Consider the following 603-nt stretch of genomic DNA (forward strand, 5'->3'; position numbering starts at 1 on the left):
AAAATACTGAAATTATCATCGTGGATCCAGAAGCAGAGTACAGTGTCATTGGACGGACTTTTGGGGGAGAAATGATTGATATTGCGCCTGACTCCCAAACCTATCTCAATGTCCTTGACTTGTCTGAGGAAAATATGGATGAAGATCCTGTAAAGGTAAAATCAGAATTTCTTTTATCCTTTATCGGCAAGTTATTGGATAGAAAAATGGATGGAAGAGAAAAATCGATTATCGACCGAGTTACGAGACTCACCTATCAGTCATTTAAAGAGCCTTCTTTGGAAGAATGGGTCTTTGTATTGAGTCAACAACCAGAAGAAGAAGCGCAGAATTTGGCACTTGATATGGAACTGTATGTCGAAGGTTCTCTTGATATTTTTTCTCATAAGACAAATATTCAGACAGGATCTAATTTCTTGATTTATAACGTTAAGAAGTTAGGAGATGAGCTGAAACAAATCGCCCTTATGGTTGTTTTTGATCAGATATGGAATCGTGTCGTTCGGAACCAAAAATTAGGGAAGAAGACCTGGATTTATTTTGATGAAATGCAGCTTCTCTTATTAGATAAATATGCCAGTGATTTCTTCTTTAAATTGTGGA

At 36.7% G+C, this 603-nt stretch carries 1 pseudogene; it reads left to right on the forward strand.

Going from position 1 to position 603, the window contains the following annotated elements:
* A pseudogene (locus tag L0M85_RS09845) lies at positions 1-603 on the forward strand (AAA family ATPase); the annotation flags it as partial.

This window comes from Streptococcus sp. DFI.7.26 (genome assembly GCF_022240605.1).
GTDB classification, from domain to species: domain Bacteria; phylum Bacillota; class Bacilli; order Lactobacillales; family Streptococcaceae; genus Streptococcus; species Streptococcus xiaochunlingii.